17 protein-coding genes are annotated in these 18,618 nt (G+C 34.7%); 13 read left to right on the top strand and 4 right to left on the bottom strand.

The features are described from left to right. Positions 1 to 136 precede the first annotated feature (136 nt). Both BCR21_RS03720 and BCR21_RS03715 read left to right on the top strand, forming a co-directional pair. Positions 137 to 499: a PTS glucitol/sorbitol transporter subunit IIA gene (locus BCR21_RS03720; protein ID WP_069645158.1), complete on the top strand. Its 363-nt coding sequence runs from the start codon at positions 137 to 139 to the stop codon at positions 497 to 499. A gap of 4 nt (positions 500 to 503) precedes the next feature. Continuing rightward, positions 504 to 1,670, top strand: a complete 1,167-nt coding sequence (locus BCR21_RS03715) for an AI-2E family transporter (RefSeq protein ID WP_069645157.1) — start codon at positions 504 to 506, stop codon at positions 1,668 to 1,670. A 45-nt stretch (positions 1,671 to 1,715) separates the two neighbouring features. On the opposite strand, the gene BCR21_RS03710 is transcribed toward BCR21_RS03715, so the two are convergent. Both BCR21_RS03710 and BCR21_RS03705 read right to left on the bottom strand, forming a co-directional pair. After that, on the bottom strand, positions 1,716 to 2,336 hold the full coding sequence (locus BCR21_RS03710; protein WP_069645156.1) for an FMN-dependent NADH-azoreductase: 621 nt from the start codon (positions 2,334 to 2,336) through the stop codon (positions 1,716 to 1,718). A gap of 138 nt (positions 2,337 to 2,474) precedes the next feature. Beyond that, positions 2,475 to 2,768, bottom strand: coding sequence for a rhodanese-like domain-containing protein (locus BCR21_RS03705; RefSeq protein WP_069645155.1), 294 nt, complete (start codon positions 2,766 to 2,768; stop codon positions 2,475 to 2,477). Between the two features lie 282 nt (positions 2,769 to 3,050). Between BCR21_RS03705 and licT the strand changes: the two genes are divergently transcribed. From licT to manA, 11 genes are all read left to right on the top strand, one after another. Then, complete coding sequence (gene licT, locus BCR21_RS03700; protein WP_069645154.1) at positions 3,051 to 3,893, top strand: BglG family transcription antiterminator LicT; 843 nt, start codon at positions 3,051 to 3,053, stop codon at positions 3,891 to 3,893. A 185-nt stretch (positions 3,894 to 4,078) separates the two neighbouring features. Beyond that, positions 4,079 to 5,959 (top strand): beta-glucoside-specific PTS transporter subunit IIABC, encoded by a 1,881-nt coding sequence (locus BCR21_RS03695; RefSeq protein WP_069645153.1) that lies wholly within the window; start codon positions 4,079 to 4,081, stop codon positions 5,957 to 5,959. 68 nt (positions 5,960 to 6,027) lie between these two features. Next, entirely contained in the window at positions 6,028 to 7,476 is a 1,449-nt protein-coding gene (locus tag BCR21_RS03690) for a glycoside hydrolase family 1 protein (RefSeq protein WP_069645152.1), read from the top strand. A gap of 217 nt (positions 7,477 to 7,693) precedes the next feature. Further along, entirely contained in the window at positions 7,694 to 8,275 is a 582-nt protein-coding gene (locus BCR21_RS03685) for a guanylate kinase (protein ID WP_069645151.1), read from the top strand. A 183-nt stretch (positions 8,276 to 8,458) separates the two neighbouring features. Then, positions 8,459 to 9,106 (top strand): TetR/AcrR family transcriptional regulator, encoded by a 648-nt coding sequence (locus BCR21_RS03680; protein WP_069645150.1) that lies wholly within the window; start codon positions 8,459 to 8,461, stop codon positions 9,104 to 9,106. Between the two features lie 530 nt (positions 9,107 to 9,636). Next, complete coding sequence (locus BCR21_RS03675) at positions 9,637 to 10,794, top strand: efflux RND transporter periplasmic adaptor subunit (protein ID WP_069645149.1); 1,158 nt, start codon at positions 9,637 to 9,639, stop codon at positions 10,792 to 10,794. An 11-nt stretch (positions 10,795 to 10,805) separates the two neighbouring features. Next, complete coding sequence (locus BCR21_RS03670) at positions 10,806 to 11,516, top strand: ABC transporter ATP-binding protein (RefSeq protein WP_139125580.1); 711 nt, start codon at positions 10,806 to 10,808, stop codon at positions 11,514 to 11,516. Further along, a complete protein-coding gene (locus BCR21_RS03665; protein WP_069645148.1) occupies positions 11,513 to 12,748 on the top strand; it encodes an ABC transporter permease in 1,236 nt (411 codons plus the stop codon). Before BCR21_RS03670 ends, BCR21_RS03665 begins: the two co-directional genes overlap by 4 nt. Positions 12,749 to 12,974: 226 nt before the next feature. Then, positions 12,975 to 13,811, top strand: a complete 837-nt coding sequence (locus tag BCR21_RS03660) for a VOC family protein (RefSeq protein WP_069645147.1) — start codon at positions 12,975 to 12,977, stop codon at positions 13,809 to 13,811. A gap of 37 nt (positions 13,812 to 13,848) precedes the next feature. Then, positions 13,849 to 14,871 (top strand): serine hydrolase domain-containing protein, encoded by a 1,023-nt coding sequence (locus tag BCR21_RS03655; RefSeq protein WP_069645146.1) that lies wholly within the window; start codon positions 13,849 to 13,851, stop codon positions 14,869 to 14,871. A 58-nt stretch (positions 14,872 to 14,929) separates the two neighbouring features. Then, the gene (gene manA, locus BCR21_RS03650) at positions 14,930 to 15,904 is read left to right on the top strand and encodes a mannose-6-phosphate isomerase, class I (RefSeq protein WP_069645145.1); all 975 of its coding nucleotides are present in this window, start codon (positions 14,930 to 14,932) and stop codon (positions 15,902 to 15,904) included. Between the two features lie 47 nt (positions 15,905 to 15,951). Here manA and BCR21_RS03645 read toward each other — a convergent pair whose 3' ends face one another. Further along, positions 15,952 to 16,647: a type 1 glutamine amidotransferase gene (locus BCR21_RS03645; RefSeq protein WP_069645144.1), complete on the bottom strand. Its 696-nt coding sequence runs from the start codon at positions 16,645 to 16,647 to the stop codon at positions 15,952 to 15,954. 40 nt (positions 16,648 to 16,687) lie between these two features. After that, a complete protein-coding gene (locus BCR21_RS03640; RefSeq protein ID WP_069645143.1) occupies positions 16,688 to 18,025 on the bottom strand; it encodes a Mur ligase family protein in 1,338 nt (445 codons plus the stop codon). Between the last annotated feature and the right edge of the window lie 593 nt (positions 18,026 to 18,618).

Below are 18,618 nucleotides of genomic sequence, written 5' to 3'. Positions count from 1 at the left end.
TATATCAAAAGATGAACAGGATGTTTGAATTCTTGTTCATCTTTTTTTATAGCTCACAAAGTCCGAATTATCGAATAAGAAAAAAAGTTATATGTTATAATGAAGATTGATTAATGGAAGAAGGAGCGATAAGTATATGAAAGCTGTAGTTACTGAAATTGGTGTTCGGGCATTAGATGAAAAAGAACCGATGATCATACTTTTTGGTGAAAGTGCCACAGAGGGTTTAAAGGAATATTCTGTGATTCAAAAATTTCAAGAAAATCAGTCTTTAGAATTAAAAAAAGGGGATCTACTAAAGATCGATGAACAAGAATATACTATCGATTATGTTGGACCTTTTGCTAATGATAACTTAAACAGCATTGCTCATGTGACATTGGTTTTTGCTGATGTGCCAAAAGAAGATGCAATTGTTAATGGGTTATACCTTACTCCTAGTGTCTTTCCAACAATCAAAGTTGGATCAACAATTGAATATATATCTTTTGGAGTGTGAGTGAATGGAACAAGAGAATAATAAAGAGAAACGATTTTCATGGTTTTGGCGTTGGTTTTTAAATAATCAAGTTGTAACCACGTTATTGATTGTGTTATTAATTTTACTAATTTTATTAGTATTTACAAAAGTTTCGTATCTATTTAAACCAGTTTGGCAGTTTATCGGTGTTGTTGGTTTACCGCTGATCATGGCAGGGATTTTGTATTATTTAATGAATCCAGTCGTTGATTATCTGGAAAAGAAACGAGTACCTCGTATTTGGAGTATTATCGGACTATTTATTATTGTAGTGGCCTTGATCATTTGGGGTCTTGTAGTGATCGTTCCAAAAATTCAAGAACAAACCATTAGTTTTGGAAATCATTTTCCTCAATATATCGATACACTCGATAAAAAGATGCAGGAGATTTTAAGTGATCCTTTCTTTGCACAATTTCGCAGTCAGTTAGAGGATATGGGCGATAAATTGATCAGTTCATTAGGAGATATTATTCGTAATATTTCTACGTTTACAGTTCAAGGTTTAGGAAGTTTTGTTGGAGCTGTTGCGACAGTTGTAGTGGCAATTATCACAATGCCATTCATTTTGTTTTATCTTTTAAAAGACGGAAAGCAATTAGCACCTTATTTGATGAAGTTTTTACCTAATAAAATGCGAAAACCTACATTAAAAGTATTAGGAGAAGTTAATTCGCAAGTTTCTTCTTATATACGCGGTCAATTGACGGTGGCTTTTGCTGTTGCTGTAATGTTTATTCTTGGCTTTTCATTTATTGGATTGGATTATGCAATCACTTTGGGAATTACAGCTGGTTTCCTTAATTTGATTCCCTATCTAGGTTCATTTCTAGCGATGGTACCAGCCATATTTCTAGGAATTGTGGGCGGACCTGTTTTATTAGCTAAAGTTTTAGTCGTTTTTGTTATTGAGCAGACAATCGAAGGCCGTGTGATTTCACCACTAGTCTTAGGTAACCAGTTAGACATTCATCCAGTGACAATTTTAGTCGTGTTGCTGACGTCTGGAAAGTTATTTGGTGTAGTAGGAGTTATTTTGGGAATACCTGTTTACGCCGCTGCTAAGGTTATAATTACGCATATATTTGAATGGTATAAAGATGTGTCAAGTTTGTACCATGAAGAAGAAAAATTAAAAAAATTCGAATGAAAAAAGCCGAAATGAACAAATTTGTTCATTTCGGCTTTTTTATTCTTAAAATGTTTTACCTAAAGTTGTTGCTTGGTCCATTGCTGCACTTAACAATTCTTCAGCTTTTTCTGGGTGATGATCGATTCCTTCGATAAATAATTGATCGACTTCAGCAACACCGATGAAGTTCAAAATCCCTTTTACATATTGAGAAGCAAAATCTTGTCCTTCATAAAAACCACCATTTGATTGAATATGCAAGGCTTTTTTACCGTTAGTCAAAGGTTTAGGACCTTCTTCAGTGTATTTAAATGTTTTTCCAGCAACGTTGATCGTATCAACCCATGCTTTTAAGCGAGTCGGAACATTTAAATTCCATAAAGCATTGGCAATAACTACTTTGTCAGCGCCTAGGAATTGATCCGTTAATTCGTTGAAGCGAGCAACTTTAGTTTGTTGGCTTTCATTTAAAGCGATAAATTCAGTACCAGTGCGTAATGCACCCCATCCAGAAAGTAACTCTTCATCGATTTCAGGAACGAAATCAGCATAGACATCAAGTACATCGATCTCATCAGATGGATTTTGAGTTTGATAACTTTCTAAAAAGGTTTCTAACGCACGCACAGAACGAGATTCTTCTTTAGTAAGAGGGTGTGCTTTAACAACAAGTAATTTTGACATGTAAAGTCTCCTTTGAATACCTAAGTATGATTATTTATAAACAAAAACTATTCTACTAATAAAAAGTAAGAAAATCAAGTTTTTACTTAAATTCTAGAAAAAAACAAGCATTCAGCAGTTGAATACTTGTTTTTTCTATTAAGAAGCTTTAGAGATTTGTTGCATGCCGCCAATCACGTGGACAGCATGAAAGCCTTTCGAAGCCATGAACGACGCAATAATTTCAGAACGGCGTCCACTGTAACTAATGATATGATAGGTTTTTTCTTTATTTAGTTGTTTTAGCATATTTGGTAAAACAGTTGCAGGCAGTGACATAGAGTGTGCTAAGTGTCCTTGTAAAAAACTTTCAGTTTCACGAATATCAATGACATTAAGGTCATTTGCAGTGTAAAGTGTTTCAAAATCAGGAGTAGAAATTGTTTCAAACATGTAACTCATCCTTTGAAAATATATATTTTTTAAAACTATGGAATAGATTGTAACTCTTTTGAAAATGGTTTGCAATCAGACTTTGACATTTCTTAATAGTTGTCCAAAAATTTCATTTAAAATTGCTTTTGAAAAGGGTTGCAAATAAATTAGAAAGATGTTATGATATCCATGTAATAAGGATTGTTACTGTTCGGCAGGCAAAACCTGAATCTTCCATAGCGATTTATTTGGGTGGATTCTAGGTTTTTTTCATTTGTATTTGTAAAAGTGAGGTTCATCATGTATATCGAAAAAATTTTAAATAACAATGTCGTCATGACAAAAAATGAATCAGGTGAAGAAATCGTCTGTATGGGCCGAGGACTAGCATTTCAAAAGAAAATCGGTGATTTGATCGATCCAACTTTTATTGAAAAAGAATTTGTTCTAAAAGATTCTATCACTTCAGGACAGTTCCAGCAGTTATTTGCGGATATTCCGTTAGAAGAGGTAGAGATCGTTAAAAGAATTGTGGACATGGCTGAAGAAGATTTAGGAATCGAACTTTCATCTAATATCTATTTAACCTTGACTGATCATGTGCATTACGCAATCATGAGAGCAAAAGAAGGTATTGAGATGCCGAACCCCTTGATGTTTGAAACAAAAAAGTTTTACCCTAAAGAATTTGCTATCGCTAGAAAAGGCGTAGCGTTGATCAAGGAAAAACTGAACATTGATTTTTCAGAAAGTGAAGCAGGCTTTATTGCATTTCACATTGTAAACAGCGAACAGGCGAATGGAAACATGGAAGTGACGATGTCTGCTACTGAAATGGTACGAGATATCTTAACGATCATCAGCCGTTATTTCGGTAAACCATTTGATGAAGATTCATTGAACTATCAAAGAATCGTGACGCACTTACAGTATTTTGCCCAACGTTATTTACAAAACGAAGCACACGATGAAGAAGATGACTTTCTTTATGAGTTGATTCAAAGCAAGTATCCTAAAGCGTTTCAATCAGTACAAAGAATCAATGATTATTTAGTCAAAAAGTATCAAAAACCGATCGACAAAGCAGAACAAATTTATTTGACTATTCATATTCAGCGGGTAGCTGGAGAGAAAAAAATGTAGTGTTTATATTATCCATTAAAAATTCAACTTTCAATCGAAGCGGATTGTTACTGTTTAGCAGGCAAAACCTAGATTGAAAAAACAAGAGATTCATCTATAATTATGTTTTTTGTAAGTATAGTAGATCATTGTTTTTTCAGTTTAGGTTTTTTTATATAAAAAATTAAGGAAAAGGGGCATATAAAATGAGTAAAAATCAAGAAATCGCTGAGCGCGTCTTAACACTAGTCGGCGGAGAAGAAAATGTAAATAGCGTTGTCCACTGTGCGACTCGTCTACGTTTCAAATTAAAAGATGAGGAAAAAGCGGAAACTGAAAAATTAAATCAAGATCCAGATGTGATTCAAGTAGTTAGAAGTGGCGGCCAATATCAAGTCGTAATCGGCAGTCATGTAAGTGATGTTTATAAAGAATTGATGGCACATAGTGGTTTAGGTGACGATGATTCTGAAAAAGATGAAGGACCTAAAGGTAATATTTTTAATCAATTGATTGATATTATTTCTTCTATATTCACGCCTTTCTTAGGTGCGATGGCTGGAGCTGGGGTCTTAAAAGGCTTCTTAACACTAGCTGTTACATTAAATTGGTTGACTGCTGAATCAGGCGTTTATGTTGTTCTTTTTGCAATAGCTGATGGAATTTTCACATTCCTACCGATTCTTCTAGCCTTTACTGCTGCGAAGAAATTTAAAACGAATGAATTTTTAGCGGTCTGTTTGGCAATGGCACTCGTTCATCCAAGCATTACTGCAATGGCCGGACAAACGTTAAGTTTTGCTGGACTTCCAGTAATTATTGGGGCAAGTGCGTATACATCATCTGTCATTCCAATTATTTTAGCAGTTTATGTTCAAAGCTATGTTGAACGTTTCTTTAAGAAAATAATTCCTTCTTTCTTACAAATCATTTGTGTTCCTTTAGCTGTTTTTCTTGTAATGGCACCAGTTACATTTATTGCAATTGGCCCGATCGGAACGATTTTAGGTGATTTGTTAGGTAAAGGATATGATGGTATTTATGGTTTCAGTCCAATTATTGCCGGTGCAGTTATGGGTGGTTTATGGCAAGTGTTTGTTATGTTCGGTATGCATTGGGGCTTCGTTCCAATCATGCTATTAAATCTTTCAGCAGCAGGTGGTGGAGTGGATACAATGGCACCAATGCTTTTACCAGCTGTATTATCACAAGGTGGCGCGGCTTTAGCAGTCTTCTTTATGACAAAGAATGTAAAACTAAAAGGATTGGCGTTATCTTCAACGATCACTTCAATCTTTGGGATTACAGAACCAACTGTGTATGGTGTGACATTACCGCTTAAAAAACCATTTATTGCAGCTTGTATCGGTGGTGCAGTTGGTGGTGCGTTTATTGGTTTCAGTCATGTTCAAAACTATGTCTTTGGTTTGATCAGTTTATTGAGTTTACCAGGGTTTATCCCTCAAGATACGAAAGATACTTCTGGTCTAGTTGCAGCTGTGATCGGAACTGTGATTGCTTTTGTGATTGCCTTCGTATTAACATTTATTTTAAAATTTGATGATAAACCAGAAGCTGGTAGCGAAACATCAAAAGAAAATAACACAGAAGTGAATAATGGTAATAAAAATGATAAAATTGTTTTAACTAGTCCAATAACAGGTACAATCATTCCTTTGGATAAAGTTGAAGACCAAGTATTTTCATCTGGTGCATTGGGTAAAGGGATTGCGATCGAACCAACCGTAGGTGAACTTTACGCTCCTGCTAACGGCGAAATCACAACACTATTTCCAACAGGACATGCGGTTGGAATCACAACAGAAGATGGCGCAGAAGTTTTGATGCACATTGGAATGGATACCGTTGAGATGGATGGTGACGGATTCGAAATATTAGTAAAACAAGGTGATAAAGTCAAACAAGGCGATTTATTAGTTAAATTTGATATTGAAAAGATCAAAGCAGCTGGACATCCGATTGTGACACCAGTTGTTGTTACAAATAGCGGTGATTACTTGGATGTATTAGATATGGATCAAGTAGATGTTTTACATGGTGAGGATTTCTTGGCAATTGTACGTTAAATGAAATGTTTTTGATGATTCGAGAAAGAACTGCTCCACTATACTTTTAAATTTAGGAGGAAAATCGTATGTCAAACAAAACAACAGTATTTCCAGATGGATTTTTATGGGGTGGTGCAACTGCAGCCAACCAATTAGAAGGAGCCTATCGCTCAGATGGTAAAGGATTATCAGTTGCAGATGCAATGCCTGGCGGCAAACAACGTTTTCAGATTTTAGGTAGTGATACGTTCAATTGGGAAATTGATGAAGATAAATTTATTTATCCAAACCATCGCGGGATTGATCATTACCACCGTTTTAAAGAAGATATTGCATTATTTGCAAAAATGGGTTTTAAATGTTATCGATTCTCAATTGCTTGGGCAAGAATTTTCCCTAAGGGTGATGAAACAATGCCAAATGAAGCGGGCTTAAAATTCTATGATCAAGTGATTGATGAATGTTTGAAGCATGGTATTGAACCTGTGATCACGATTTCTCACTATGAAATGCCTTTACATTTAGCAAAAGAATACGGTGGCTGGAAAAATCGTAAAATGATCGATTTCTTTGAAAACTATGCAACAGTTGTGTTGACTCGTTATGGTAAAAAAGTAAAATATTGGATGACGTTCAATGAAATCAATTCAGCATTCCATTTCCCAGCACTAAGTCAAGGAATGGTCAAAGCAACAGGCGCTGGTGATTATCAAAATATTTTCCAAGCATGGCATAATCAATTCGTGGCGAGTGCAAAAGCAGTGAAAATCGGTCATGAAATCAACCCAGATATGCAAATTGGCTGTATGATCATCTATGCTACAACTTACAGTATTGATGCAAACCCAGTTAATCAAATGGCGACATTAGCTCAAAATCAAGAATTTAATTTCTATTGTACAGATGCCCAAGTTCGTGGTGAGTATCCTGCTTATCAACAACGTATGTTTGATAAATACGGTGTCTCTGAGTTAGAAATCGAGGCCGATGATTTAGAATTAATGAAAAAATATTCAGTAGATTATATTGGCTTTAGTTATTACATGTCTTCAGCAGTCAATGAAACCGCGGAAGAAGATGATACAGTAGTTGGAAACTTATTAGGTGGTGTGCGCAATCCATTCTTAGAAGCGAGTGAATGGGGCTGGCAGATCGATCCTGAAGGGTTGAGAATTGCTTTGAACGAATTATATGATCGTTACCAAAAGCCTTTATTTATCGTTGAAAACGGCTTAGGTGCAATCGATCAAGTGGATGAAAACTTTTATGTAGAAGATGATTACCGAATTGATTATTTACGTCGTCACATTGAAGCCATGTCAGATGCAATTAAAGATGGCGTTGATTTAATGGGTTACACACCGTGGGGCTGTATTGATTTAGTAAGTGCTTCAACAGGTGAAATGAGTAAACGTTATGGATTTATCTATGTGGATTTAGATGATAACGGTGAAGGTACGATGGATCGTTATAAGAAAAAATCTTTTAATTGGTATAAACAAGTGATTGAAACAAATGGACAAGATTTGAAATAAAAAATAAGCTAGAGCTGTAGATCAGCGAGAATTTCTGATCTACAGTTCTTCTTGCTTTACAATATAAAAATGTTAGCTAGAGTCAAAAAAAGTACATATTTTTTTAGAACAGGCAACGATTAAACGCCTAGAATTTTCTAACAATCTAAGCATCATTGTCTTTTTGTTTGAAGGCATTATTTGGTTATTGTATAGTAGGGGAAAGGAGGAATGACCAGTGGAAAGAAAAACATTAAAGCATCCATTTTTTGTCATTATCGGTCCGAGTGGCTCAGGAAAAACGAAAGTAGCTGAAGCTGTTTTTAATTCAAAGTACAAAGTAATTTCACATACGACGCGCTCAATTCGTAAGGGAGAGTTGAACGGTGTAGATTATTATTTTGAAACAAGGGAGCAATTTGAACATTTACTAAAAACGGAAGCTTTAGCAGAACATGATACGTATCATGGAAATCAATATGGCGTTGGAATCGCAGAATTGATTCAAAAAACAACCAATCATTATGCGTATGATGTTTTAACTATCAAGGGTTTCCAAGCAATCGAAAAGCAATTTGGCAATATGGTTATTCCAATTTTTTTAGAAGTATCTAAAAAAAATGTACTATCAAGATTGCAGAAGAGAGAAGACAATGAAGAAAACATTTTACAACGTGGTGCACTGTATGACCAAGAAACTCAGAATAAAAATAAAGTAATCACGTATCAAAACAATTATATAATCAATGCAAATCAATCCTTTGAAAAAGTAGTTAAAGAGGTAAAACAGGCAGTAATGAACGTACTGAATGTAAGCTAGAATGAAACGAATCAAATCGTTCGTCTATTTTTTCATCTAACGAATTTTTTATAAAAAAGTATACAACGTGGTAAATTCAATCTATGATCTATTGCTTTTTTATTTCATAATGCTATAATGACAATGTGTCATATGACGCCTTGTCATTATAGCGAATTGTGATATAAGAAAGGGATGTAATAAATGCCAAAAAAGACTTTTTTTCATTTATCTGAGGAGAAACAACAGAGACTTTTAGAAGCAGCATCAATAGAATTCTCTAGAACACCTTTGAAAGAAGCATCAATTGCCAATATCGTAAAATTAGCTGAGATACCAAGAGGCAGTTTTTATCAGTATTTTGAAGATAAGGAAGATTTATACTATTATTATTTTGAATCATTAAGACAAGATAGTAAAAAAAATATCGAAAAATGTATAAAGGAAGCAGATGGAGAACTATTTGAGGGGATGACCGTGTATTTTTCAAAAATGATTTTCGATGTATTAATTGGGGAACATGCGGCTTTTTATCAAAATCTTTTTATGCATATGGATGATCAAGTATATAGCCGAGTTTTTCCTAAATTCAGCACAAACAGCAAAAAAGGTGAACATTGGCAAAAAAAATGTCATGGATATAAGATTTATAAAGCAATCAACTTTTCAAACTTAACAATTCATGGGGAAAAAGAATTTAAACTATTGATGCAAATGCTCATGAATAGCGTTTATTCTTCGATTGTGGAAGGTTACCGACAACTTGAAAAAAATCCTCAATATGATATTGAACAAATAGTTGAAAATTTTAAAATTAAATTAAATTGGTTGAAAAATGGTGTGTATCAATAACTAATATAAGCGGCTCTTTATGAACAAATCGGTAATAAATGATTTCTCAAACATTTTTTCAGCAAAACTTGTTTCTGTGACAAATATTCTGTTATAAGAATAGCAGAAGGAAGGCTGTTTATACAGTCATAATTAAGTTTGATATGCGCAAACATCACTCAGTAAAATCAGACCTATTGTAAAGTCCTAATGTTTTTTACGTGGCAATTAGCACAAATATGAGTGATGTAATCAAACGTACCAGAATACCGGCAAATTCTTTCCTTAATCCGTTCTTGAAAAAAGATATCGGTGTTTTTAAGCAATAATAAAAAATATAGAGCTATATAAACTAAAAAGTAAAAATCCCAGAGTAAAAAGACAAGTTCATTTTACTTTGGGGTTTAGTTGTGAAATAAGTCGAAAAATCTGAATTTTTCGGTAATTCCAAAAATGTAACTTGTATGATAAACCAAATAATGGTTAAATAAAATAGTAAGATAACTAAAAAAGATGAAAAGTATAACTAAAAAAGGAGATAGGAAAGCGTGATGAAAAAAAGAACAATGGTCATTGTAGGTATAGTTGTAGTGCTATTTATTGGTATTTTTGTTCTTCCAAATTTATTAGGAGGAAAAAAAGAAGCTAAGTCGAATATGAAGCCAGCTGTGGAAGATTTTGGAATCGAATATTTTGAAGTACCTGATATTGAACAGGTATATATAAACGGCGTTGTACAACCCGAACAGGCAGAAGCTTTCTCAAAAGACACAAAAATGACAAGTACTCCTGAAATTAAAGTAAATAATGGAGATGTTGTGGAACCTGAAACAGAATTATTCACATATGAAGATAAAGAAATAACTAAAGAAATTGAAGCGCAAAATAATACGTTAACCAAACTAGCTACAAAAAAACAAAATATTTATAACAAATGGAATCGAGCAATCGATAATTATAATAAAACAAAAGAAGAAGACCGAAGCACAACTGGAGCGGCAATTGATGAACAACATCAAGCAGAAGTCGATAGTGTAGATGAAGAAATTTTGTTTTCAAATCAAACGATTGCAGATTTATCTACAAAACAGTTTATATCGACAAAAGCAAAATTCAAAGGGCGAGTGTCAATACCTGAAGTCAAAGATGAAAATGCACCAGTTCTTCGTTTAACATCGGATGATTTGTATGTTGCTGGGAAAGTGAATGAAAAGGATCTAATGAAAATTTCTGTCGATCAACAAGCAAATCTTTCAGTAGTTTCAAGTGGAACGACTGTTAAAGGCAAAATCTCATACATTGACGATAATCCACCAGAAGCCAAAGCAAATCAAAGTGATAGTAATAACGCCGATGGATCGATGTCTACTTATAACGTAAAACTATCATTAGATAGCCTAGAAGGAATTAAAAATGGCTACCACATGCAAGCAACGATTAACTTAGGAGACAATAAACCAATAGAAGTTCCTAAAAAAGCGATCTATGATCAAGAAGGCAAAAAATATGTGTTAGTCAACGACTTTGGTTCAGTGATCCGACGTGATATTCAGGTAGGCGAAGAAAAAGGCGAAAACACAGTCGTTAATTTTGGATTAGAGTCTGCTGATCGAATTATTGTTTCTTCTAAAAAGAAAATCAAAGAAGGCGACTTAATTGAAGAGAGTAATGTAGAATCTGGAGAAGCAGCACCTGCAGCTAAAGAATAGGAGGAGCACATATGATGCAAGAAGAAAAAAATCCGCGCCCTCTCATTCAGATGCAAGCAATCAATAAATATTTTCCTGTTGGGAAAGAAAAACTGCATGTCCTAAAAGCATTAGATTTGACGATCAAAGAAGGCGAATTTATTATGATCATGGGAAAATCTGGAAGTGGAAAAACAACCTTGATGAATATCATTGGTTTTTTAGATCGTGTTTCTGACGGCAATTATTTGTTTAAAGGGGAAGATGTTTCCAAGCTTTCAGAAAATAAAAAATCTGAGTTTCGAAATGAATATCTTGGTTTTATTTTCCAGCAATTCTTTTTGATCAATTCATTGAACGTCAGTCAAAATGTGCAGTTACCTTGTGTTTATGAAGGAAAGAAAAGTAATGAAGAAAAACGTAAGATTGCTGAAAAGTATTTAGAGTTGGTTGGTTTAGGTGAAAAAACAAAAGCAAAAGTAAATGAACTCTCTGGTGGACAACAACAGCGTGTAGCAATTGCTCGTTCTTTAGTGAATGATCCGCTTTTGATCATGGCTGATGAACCGACAGGCGCATTGGATAGTGAGACAGGAACGGAAATCATGGAGTTATTGACAGAGTTGAATCGCCAAGGAAAAACAATCGTAATGGTTACTCATGATAACGATATGAAAAAATATGCGACTCGAGTGATTCATATGAAGGATGGCCGATTTCTTGAAGAAGAGGTGATTCGATGATCTCAAATCTATTGATTAGTACATTATTGAGTTTAAGAGCCCATAAACTACGCGTATTTCTGACGATGATCGGAATTATTATCGGTATTGCCTCTGTTGTAACAATTTCAACATTGGGAGAAGGCATGAAAAAGCAAGTCATGTCTGCAACAAGTGCTATGAATACCGATGTAGTGAAGCTTCATTATACGATGGAAGATGAAAGTGCTTCGGGAATGATGTCTTATGAAGAACCTGATTATAGTTTTTCCAGAGTTGATATGAAAAAGGTCAGAGATATTGAAGGGATTGCATCAATTTATCCTCAATATGGTGATGGCATGATGGGAGATAATTTAACGATGGAGTTGGATTATTTCGGCGCTAAAGCAAGTTTAATGGTCACTTCTAATAAAGGACAGAATAAGATTAAATATGGCCGAGATTTTGACGATCGAGATATCAATAAAGACGTAATTGTTTTGAATCACGATACATTTGATACGAGTTTGAAGATGGATGATCCTGGTGAATTGATTGGAAAAGCTGTGTCAATCCATGGATATATGTATAAAGTAATTGGAATTTTGGAGCCGTTCGATTATGAAGCATTGGATAATTCGGAAGCGATGTCACTAGACTGGAATACGGTGTCCAGCAGTTTTGTATCGAGAAGTTCGTACAATAAACTAGCGACATCAAAATCAATCAGTGGGATTAATTTTAAATTAAAAGAAGATGCAGATAAACAAAAGGTTATTGCTCAAGCCGTTAAGGTTTTAACCGAAAATCATCCGGATGTCAAAGGTATTTTTAAGGAAAATGATCAGGAACAAAAGAATCAAAAGCAAATGGAAGATGCTATCGGAGGTATGACGATGTTCTTGATGGCGGTCACTGCAATTTCACTTTTAGTTGGTGGTATTGGTGTGATGAATATTATGTATGTTTCTGTTACAGAAAGAAAACGAGAAATTGGGATTCGCAGAGCGATTGGAGCTAAACCTCGAATGATTTTAATGCAATTTCTGCTAGAAGCGGCGTTTATTACTTTACTTGGGGGATTGATAGGTGTTGGATTAGGTTACCTTCTTTCTACCATAGTTGGACGATTCGTAGATATCGTTCCAGTTATGACGCCTACAATTTTTGCTATATCAACCGTGGTATCTATTCTTACAGGTGTAATATTCGGGATCATTCCTGCAATCAGTGCGTCTAGAATGGACCCAATCAAAGCCATTTATAATTAAAGAAAAGATAAAAAAATTACGATAAAGATGTTTGAATTCGATGTTCAGCATCTTTTTCTATTTAAAATGATTAAAATATAGTTTTGCTATTCAAGCAGCTTTAATGAAATTGATATAAGGAGAAAATTTCGTATAGTTATTATTTTTTTGAAAAGAGCATTTGCTTGCTGAAATCAGTAGAGATGTTTAGAATAAATAGTGGTAGACATTCGGAGGGGGAAGACGAATGGAAAAGTTTCAATTATCGCAAGATGTATATGTGAAAACGATTGCACTTCGTGTAAACGATGTAGAGAGAATGGTTAGCTTTTATAAGAATGTGCTTGGGTTTATTTTAAAGTTAGAAGAGAATAATCTGTCTATATTTGGTTCACAAGAAAAAGACAGTCGATTACTGATATTAGAAGAAACAGATTCTGATGAAGGTCAAAAAAAACCTTTTGAGAAATCTGTCTGCTTTTCTTTGTTGATTCCAACAGAGGAAGAGTTTGGTAGTCTTTTGAGAAGAATTACAACGCATAATTATCCTATCAGTAAATCAGTACAAAAAGGACAACGACAAAGTGTGTTTTTAGAAGATCCAGAAGGTAATGAACTGGAAATTAGTTATCAAGGTTCAGCAAATCAATATGAAAATGAAACTGAAATCCTAGATATACAACCTTTGATAGATCGAAGTAATGTTTTATATTCTAGCCTTTCAGCTAAGGTGAGATTTGATCGACTCAAACTGGACGTAAAAGATAACGCTAAACATCACACTTTTTATCGAGATGTTTTAGGAATGGTTTCTGAAAGTAAAACAGCTGACAGACTATCATTAAACGATAGGAATTTTTGGATACATTTAGATGATTCAATAAAAATGGATAGACAAATAGCCGATTCAGAAGAATCTTTGGGATTGGATTTTTTTGTTTTAACAGTAAACCACGAAGAAGAAATGAAAAAGTTAAAGCAACATTTAGAAGACCAAAAACAAGAATTTTTTGTTGATAAAAAATTAACGATTTTAACGATTTACGATCCTAGTGAGATTGAATGGTGGTTCGTTAGAAATTAGGAAAAAATAGGACACAGAGCAATGAGGAAAATAAATCATGTATAAAAAAACGAAGCAAAAAATCAAAGAATTGATAGATGAGAGGATTTTTCCAGGCGCCAGTTTTTCTTTCATTACAGAGGGAGAATCTGAAGACTATACTTGGGGAAATGCTCAAATCATACCTACAGTCGAACCATTAGAGCGTTCGCTGCTTTTTGATGTAGCCTCTTTGACTAAGGTCGTTTGTACTACAACGGTTGTCTTACAGTTGAAGGAAACAGGCGTGATAAACATCGATGCACCGTTCAAAAAATACTACCCAGCGTTTGAAAATGAAAAGATAACGATCCGCCATCTTTTGACACATACATCTGATATTCAAAGTTATATTGAAAATCGAGAGGCTTTGTCGAAAGATGAATTGATAGCAGCGTATAATCAGGTTCAACCAGGTACAAATATAGGTAAAAAGGTCGCTTATACAGATACTGGAACGATTTTACTAGGGTTTATGCTAGAGGAACTACTGGGCAAAGAGGTCATCGAGATTTTTAAAGAGCGAGTATTGCAACCAATGAATATGACAGAAAGTAGTTTTTTACCTAAGGATTTTTCTAAAATTGTACCGACTGAAAACCACCCTATCAGAGGACTGATTCGAGGACAAACTCATGATCCAAAAGCGTTTGTTTTGGCTGAACATGCTGGTAATGCGGGACTATTCACTAATTTGACCGATCTAAAAAAATTTACAGCAATGTACTTGAATGAAGGAAAATATCAGACAACTCGAGTATTAGAAAAAAATACAATTCGCTCATTATTAGACGATCAAACACCTAATCAGAAAGGGCATCGTTCTTTAGGATGGGATTTGAAAGAGGACATGTCTGGGCGATCGATTTTATTTCATACGGGCTACACTGGGACTTTTTTATTGATCGATCCTAAGGAGAAGGAAGGGTTCGTCTTTCTTTCCAATCGTGTTCATCCAGTAGATAAGAGAGCGGAATATATCGAAAAAAGAGATGAGCTTATTGAGATTTATTTAAAAGAAAAAAATAGCAAACAAAGATGAATCGCTTTCTTTTTAGTGGTATAATTGACGAGTATAAATGGAAGGGAGTCTCTAAACTATGCAGCAACCTTTATTTTTAAAACCAGTGTTTCAAGAAAAAATTTGGGGTGGAGATCGTTTACACACTGTATTCGGTTTTGATTTACCAAGTAATAAGATCGGGGAAGATTGGGCAATCAGCGCTCATCCTCATGGGGTAAGTACAGTAGAAAATGGTGAATTTTCTGGACAAAAGCTAGATGAGCTTTGGGCGAATCATCGTGAATTATTTGGTAATGCTAAAGGAGATGTTTTTCCTTTACTAACTAAGATTTTAGATGCTGAAGATGATTTATCTGTACAAGTACATCCTGATGATACGTATGGTTTGGCTCATGAAGGCGAACTTGGGAAAACAGAATGTTGGTACATTATTGATGCTGAACCAGGATCAACAATCATTTATGGACATAATGCTAAGAGTCGAGAAGAGCTTGAAGAGATGATCAAAGAAGAGCGGTGGGATGATTTACTTAAGAAAGTGCCTGTTAAAAAAGGGGACTTTTTCTATGTACCAAGCGGAACGATTCACGCAATCGGTAAAGGGATCATGATTTTGGAAACACAACAAAGTAGTGATACTACGTATCGTGTGTATGATTATGACAGAAAAGATGATCAAGGAAATGCAAGAGAACTGCATATTCAACAATCAGTGGATGTAACAACAGTTCCCGCAAAAGATGCACAACTATCGATCCAACAACAAAACCAAGGAAAGTCTAGCGTTATCACGTATTTGAAAACACCTTTTTTCAATGTATATGAATGGCAAGTCAAAGGCGTGTTGAATTTAAAGAAAAATGCGCCCTATACATTGGCGACGGTTATTGATGGTGTTGGTCATTTGATTATTGAGGATGCAGATACGATCAAGTCTGAAAGCTATGAACTGACAAAAGGAACAAGCTTTATTTTGCCAACTGATATTGCAAAATGGCGTGTTGAAGGTGATCTGACGATTATCGCTTCCGAACCAGGAATCGATGCATAAATTTTAAGTATAAAAAAGTGTTAGGAAATTTTTCCTAACACTTTTTTTTATTCAACTGTCTGCATTTCTTGAGGTACATTGAAAGGTTCATTGTATTTTTTTTCTAAAGCCGTTTTGATCAACCGAATCGCTAGATTTTCATTACGAGCAAGAATTGGTCCGTGGAAATAAGAACCAAAGACATTTTTATAGATCACGCCTTCAGAACCGTCTTCGCTATTATTCCCTTTTCCTTGGACGACATTGCCTAAAGGACGTTCTCCTTTCCCTAAAAATGTTCGGCCGTTATGATTTTCAAAGCCATAATAGGTTTCATTAAATTCTTCATTATGAATCACGATATCACCGATATAACGGTTATTATCTTGACTTAATGTATAGTGATCTAACGCGCCGATACCATGAATTTTTTCGCCTTTAGCGCCCATATAATAATGACCTAATAACTGATAACCGCCACAAATTGCCAGCATGACACCGTCATTTTCAATATATTCAATCAAGGAATCTTTTTTCGTTTGGATATCGTCTGAAATAATCAGCTGTTCAAAATCTTGACCTCCGCCAACAAACACTAGATCATATTTATTAGGGTCAAATGGTTCATAAATACTGATGATTTCAGACCGAAACGTCACATTCATTTTTTCGGCAAGGTATTTTAGCATCAGTAAATTACCATTATCGCCATAAGTGTTCAATAAATTTCCATATAAATGACACACAACTAATTCTTTAGGCATTGTTCGTTACCTCATTCCTAATTTATCTTTTTTCGAAAGGTTAGCTCTTAATATAACCTTGTGCAGCGAGTGATTTACGTAACTGTAAAACAGCTGTATATGTGGCCAAAATATAAACATGTTCTGTCGGCAATTCTTTGATTGCTGTAATCACATCTTCTAGATTAGGGATTTCTTTTAATTTATCTTCAGAAATTCCCGCCACTTTCAAACGTAAAGCCATATCCTGATGACGGTCACCGCCAGCGAGGACTTGTGGAATATTCATCTGAGCAAATGCCTCATGATCTCCATCCCAGATCCAGCTAACGTCGATTCCATCCGCATAGTTTGCGTTTAATAAAGACACAAGTGAGAAAGAGTAAGGGGCAAGAGCCATCATATCAATGACCTGATTTAAGCCAACGGGATTTTTGACTAAAATTAAGGTGCATAATTTGCCTTCGATATTGATCGTTTCTTGGCGCCCAAAGACTTTTTCGTCATAACTTAGTCCAGCTCTGATTTTTTCAGGAGAAACACCATAATGTTCAGCAACAGAGGTCGCAGCTAAAGCATTATATACATTATACATACCGCCAACAGCAATGTTGTATTGTGCGCCATCGATCACGAATTCGGCAGAAGTATTGTCCATCGCAACCATTTCTGTTAATTGAACATCTAACTCAGGACGATGGAACCCACAGTTTGGGCAATAATATTTTCCGAGATTAGCATAAGTGATCATTTTATAATGTAAAATATGGTGACATTTTGGACAAAGTAAACCATCTGTATTGTAATGAGCCATTTGTTCTTCATCTGGTTTGTGATTAAAGCCGTAATATTTTCTTGGATTGACCGTTTCAACTGAGTTGAAAATCGGTGAGTCACCATTGCAAAGAATCGGTGCATTAGGCGCTGCAGCAGCACCGTCAACAATCAGTTTGTATGTTGTATAAATTTCACCGTAGCGATCCATTTGATCTCGGAAAATATTAGTAAACAAAAATAATTTTGGTTCAATATATTTTGTGACACGGCTCAAACTCGCTTCATCGATTTCTAAAACCGCAAATTTCTTTTTTGCCCCTTTATTTTTAGCAGATAAGAAGGTTGAAACGATCCCTTGCTCCATGTTCGCACCAGTTGGATTGGTCAGTACGTGATCAAATTCTTGTCTTAAAATATTTACCGTTAGAGCGGTTGTCAACGTTTTTCCATTCGTACCAGTGACAACAACGATTTCATAATCTTTAGCTAAGGTATCCAAAATTTTTGGATCGATTTTTAATGCTAATTTTCCAGGGTAGCTACTGCCGCCTTTGAAGAAAGTTTGTAATACCCATTGAGAAGTTTTTCCAGCGGCTATTGCTACATGACTTCTGATTCCCATAAAGTGCCCTCCAATTTATATCAACTATTGTTGTTACATTCAACAATAAACTCAATCTATAATACCACAATTGAAAAAAAAAATTAATTCCTTTTACTCTTTCTTACTATATTATGATTATACCAATGTATGTGCGATGAAAAAGATTAGTAACGATAAAATTTATAAAAAAATTAGCAAGTGAAATCAAACTATGACTTAAATTAGTCAAATAGTTTTTTATGAGGGAAAAATAAAAAAGTCTTTAGAAATTTCAAAAAGCGCTTCCAATGTGGTATTCTTACAGTATCGTAATTTAAGTAAAAAATAATTTTATTAAGTAAATTTGATTACTTGCTGTTAAAGATGAATGAGTTTGTTTAGTTTTTATCTATCTAGCTGCTTGGGCTAGCTCTTTGAGAAAAAGATAAAAATGGAATGTGACAAAAAGCGTCACAGTCAATTTTTCCTATTTTCTTGTCAGAGCTGGATGAGCCCATTCCGCTTTTACCTATCTAGCTGCTTGGGCTAGCTCTTTGAGAAAAAGATAAAAATGGAATGTGACAAAAAGCGTCACAGTCAATTTTTCCTATTTTCTTGTCAGAGCTGGATGA

It is taken from the genome of Enterococcus ureasiticus, from assembly GCF_001730285.1.
Classification (GTDB): Bacteria; Bacillota; Bacilli; order Lactobacillales; family Enterococcaceae; genus Enterococcus_L; species Enterococcus_L ureasiticus.
The sequence above is the reverse complement of the archived record's forward strand: the minus strand, read 5'-3'. Positions and strand labels throughout refer to the sequence as shown.

What these genes read in the sequence shown, in the direction of transcription:
- BCR21_RS03720 (WP_069645158.1), top strand. Translation starts at nt 137, where the DNA reads ATGAAAGCTGTAGTTACTGAAATTGGTGTTCGGGCATTAGATGAAAAA.
- BCR21_RS03715 (WP_069645157.1), top strand. Translation starts at nt 504, where the DNA reads ATGGAACAAGAGAATAATAAAGAGAAACGATTTTCATGGTTTTGGCGT.
- BCR21_RS03710 (WP_069645156.1), bottom strand. Translation starts at nt 2,336, where the DNA reads ATGTCAAAATTACTTGTTGTTAAAGCACACCCTCTTACTAAAGAAGAA.
- BCR21_RS03705 (WP_069645155.1), bottom strand. Translation starts at nt 2,768, where the DNA reads ATGTTTGAAACAATTTCTACTCCTGATTTTGAAACACTTTACACTGCA.
- licT (WP_069645154.1), top strand. Translation starts at nt 3,051, where the DNA reads ATGTATATCGAAAAAATTTTAAATAACAATGTCGTCATGACAAAAAAT.
- BCR21_RS03695 (WP_069645153.1), top strand. Translation starts at nt 4,079, where the DNA reads ATGAGTAAAAATCAAGAAATCGCTGAGCGCGTCTTAACACTAGTCGGC.
- BCR21_RS03690 (WP_069645152.1), top strand. Translation starts at nt 6,028, where the DNA reads ATGTCAAACAAAACAACAGTATTTCCAGATGGATTTTTATGGGGTGGT.
- BCR21_RS03680 (WP_069645150.1), top strand. Translation starts at nt 8,459, where the DNA reads ATGCCAAAAAAGACTTTTTTTCATTTATCTGAGGAGAAACAACAGAGA.
- BCR21_RS03675 (WP_069645149.1), top strand. Translation starts at nt 9,637, where the DNA reads ATGAAAAAAAGAACAATGGTCATTGTAGGTATAGTTGTAGTGCTATTT.
- BCR21_RS03670 (WP_139125580.1), top strand. Translation starts at nt 10,806, where the DNA reads ATGATGCAAGAAGAAAAAAATCCGCGCCCTCTCATTCAGATGCAAGCA.
- BCR21_RS03665 (WP_069645148.1), top strand. Translation starts at nt 11,513, where the DNA reads ATGATCTCAAATCTATTGATTAGTACATTATTGAGTTTAAGAGCCCAT.
- BCR21_RS03660 (WP_069645147.1), top strand. Translation starts at nt 12,975, where the DNA reads ATGGAAAAGTTTCAATTATCGCAAGATGTATATGTGAAAACGATTGCA.
- BCR21_RS03655 (WP_069645146.1), top strand. Translation starts at nt 13,849, where the DNA reads ATGTATAAAAAAACGAAGCAAAAAATCAAAGAATTGATAGATGAGAGG.
- manA (WP_069645145.1), top strand. Translation starts at nt 14,930, where the DNA reads ATGCAGCAACCTTTATTTTTAAAACCAGTGTTTCAAGAAAAAATTTGG.
- BCR21_RS03645 (WP_069645144.1), bottom strand. Translation starts at nt 16,647, where the DNA reads ATGCCTAAAGAATTAGTTGTGTGTCATTTATATGGAAATTTATTGAAC.
- BCR21_RS03640 (WP_069645143.1), bottom strand. Translation starts at nt 18,025, where the DNA reads ATGGGAATCAGAAGTCATGTAGCAATAGCCGCTGGAAAAACTTCTCAA.